This is a genomic window from Flavobacterium sp., assembly GCF_040382755.1.
In the GTDB taxonomy this organism is placed as follows: Bacteria; Bacteroidota; Bacteroidia; order Flavobacteriales; family Flavobacteriaceae; genus Flavobacterium.
In genome coordinates, this window is sequence record NZ_JBEIET010000183.1 from 1 (window position 1) to 2,968 (window position 2,968).

Genomic DNA, 2,968 nt, shown 5'->3' on the forward strand with positions numbered 1-2,968 from the left:
GTGGTGATAATTACAAATACTTTTCTCATTTTTATTTAGATTAATTCTAGACAACAAAATTAATTACTTAATTTTATTTAGACAAATTATAAATAAAAACTTTTTGAGGATTTTAAACTTTTAAATATTTGTAAATATTTAGGGTAAATTTCAGCATAAAATTAAATTTAATTGTTAATATTTATAAAATTAAATTTAATTAAGAACAATTTTTTTAATAAAAAACCAACGGCTAAAGTCAAACAGATGTATGTTAAAATTTCTTGCAAATTCATAAATTCCAATTTTTTAAATTTTTAAGTTAACAACACGGATTATTAAAATTAAATAAATTTCTACAATCTGTGTTTATAAAAAAGTTCTAATATTAACTTGTTTATAACAAATTAAATGCAAACTTTGTGTCTATGTGTTTAAAAACCTATTTTAGTGTTTGATATGCTATTAGTGCAACCAAATAAGCAAATCCGCTCATAAAAACCAGTTGAATTATAGGCCATTTCCACGAGTTGGTTTCTTTTTTCACAATAGCAAGTGTGCTTACGCATTGCATCGCAAAAGCATAAAATAACAGTAATGAAATTCCGGTGGCGAAATTAAATATCTTATTTCCTTTAGCATCAATATCTTCCGCCATTTTCATTTTTATAGTAGCTTCTTCTTCGCTCTGATTTCCTACACTATATATGGTAGCAAGTGTTCCAACAAATACTTCTCTGGCTGCGAAAGAACTTACAACTGCAATTCCAATTTTCCAATCGTATCCTAATGGTTTTATCGCTGGTTCAATGGTTTTTCCCATAATCCCAATGTAGGAATTTTCTAATTTATAAGCAGAAACATTATTTTCAATTACAGATGGATTTATTTTTTTCGGGCTAGAATATACTTGTTTTTCAATGATTTCTTGCGCCTTATCAAAATTTTCTCCAGGTCCGTGTGAGCCTAAAAACCATAAAATTACTGATAAAGCTAAAATTATTTTTCCAGCTCCCGTTACAAATGCTTTTGTTTTTTCCAAAACATTTAAGGCAACATTTTTAAATAGTGGTACCTTATAACTTGGCATTTCAACAATAAAATACGATTTGCATTTTAATTTTAGAGCCTTATTTAACAAATATGCCGACCCAATTGCCACCACAAAAGCCAATAAATACAAGCCCATTAAAGTTAAACCTTGTAAACTGAAACCTAAAAATCGTTTTTCTGGAATTATTAATGAAATTAAGATGGCGTAAACTGGTAATCGTGCAGAACAAGTTATAAAAGGCGTAATTAAAATTGTAATTAAACGTTCTTTCCAGTTTTCAATATTTCGGGCACTCATTATGGCAGGAATTGCACAAGCCGTTCCAGAAATTAAAGGGACAATACTTTTTCCAGATAATCCGAATTTTCGCATAATTTTATCCATCAAAAACACCACACGACTCATATAGCCGCTTTCTTCTAAAACAGAAATAAACAGGAATAAAAAGGCAATTTGTGGAATAAAAATAATAATACCTCCAATGCCAGGAATGATTCCGTCAGAAAGTAAATCCGTGAATTTTCCTTGAGGAAGACTTTCTTTAGTTAATGCACTAAATTTTGAAAAAGTGGTATCTATAAAATCCATTGGAATGCTACTCCAATCGAAAATAGATTGAAAAATAAGTAATAATATTCCAAAGAAAATAACATAGCCAAAGACTTTGTGAGTTAATATATTGTCTAATTTACTTTGAAAATCGGTCGCTTTAGATTTATCAATCTTTTGGGTAATTTTCAGCGTATCATTAATAAATTGATACCTTTTTATAGTTTCTTTTTGTTGTAATTTTTTTAAATCAGAGTGCGAACGTGTAAAATTATTTTCAATAGCATTTCGTTCTAAATTCAAGAAATTAACATCTTGTGTAATTACCAACCATAATTTGTAAAGTAACTGATTTGGAAATGCTTTTTTAAGACGATTAAAATATTCTTCATCAATAGAACTCGCATTTAAACAAGCTTCTGTAGAAAGATTTTTATAATTTAAAATTAATTCTTTTATATACTCAATTCCAATATTTTTTCTTGAACTTATTAAGGCAATTTTGGTTTTTAATTCTGTTTCGAGCAACGGAATGTTTAATTCAATTCCTTTTTGCTTCATTCGGTCACTCATATTTATTACAAGTAACGTGGGAATTTCAAGGTCTTTTATTTGTGTAAAAAGTAATAAGTTTCGTTTTAAATTTTCCACTTCAGTAACCACAACAGCTACATCTGGAAAATCCTCATCGTTTTTATTTAATAGTAATTCAATTACTACGTTTTCATCAATAGAATTCGCGTTTAAACTATACGTTCCAGGTAAATCTATAATTTTAGCTTTCGTAATTTGATTGAGTTTACAAATGCCTGTTTTTTTATCCACAGTAATTCCAGGATAATTTCCCACTTGCTGATTTAATCCTGTTAACTGATTAAAAACAGAAGTTTTACCCACATTTGGATTCCCTATTAACGCAACTTTTATGGTATTAGAATACATTTATTGAATAGATTCTTGTAAAATATAGATTTCTTGAGCTGTTTTTTTTCTAATTGCCACTTTTGAGTCGTTTATATTAAAGAATAAAGGATCACCCATTGGTGCCACCTGAATTAATTCGATAGTATTACCAGGTAAACATCCCATTTCAATAAGTTTCAATGGAATTTCATCGATATTAATATCTGAAATTTGAGCCATTTGTCCCTTTTTCAATACACTAGCATTACTATTTTTCACAAACTTATTTAGATTGAATTAAAATACAAAGATAACATATTCCGAAAACAAAAACCTAACAAATATCATGTTTTACCATTGAACAAATATTTGTACCTTAGTAACCGTAATTAAAATAAACAAATGAGCAGAACCTTAGTCATTGGCGACATACACGGCGGATTAAAAGCAGTAATTCAAGTGCTACAAAAAGCAGCAATAAAA

At 28.4% G+C, this 2,968-nt stretch carries 2 protein-coding genes; both read right to left on the minus strand.

Annotation, left to right across the window (positions count from 1 at the left end):
• Positions 1 to 421: 421 nt before the first annotated feature.
• The gene (gene feoB / locus ABWO04_RS10850; protein ID WP_353079716.1) at positions 422 to 2,524 is read right to left on the minus strand and encodes a ferrous iron transport protein B; all 2,103 of its coding nucleotides are present in this window, start codon (positions 2,522 to 2,524) and stop codon (positions 422 to 424) included.
• Positions 2,525 to 2,764, minus strand: coding sequence for a FeoA family protein (locus ABWO04_RS10855; protein ID WP_353079717.1), 240 nt, complete (start codon positions 2,762 to 2,764; stop codon positions 2,525 to 2,527).
• Positions 2,765 to 2,968: the final 204 nt, after the last annotated feature.

Excerpts from the sequence above, each read along its gene's own strand:
- feoB (WP_353079716.1), bottom strand. The coding sequence starts at position 2,524 with ATGTATTCTAATACCATAAAAGTTGCGTTAATAGGGAATCCAAATGTG.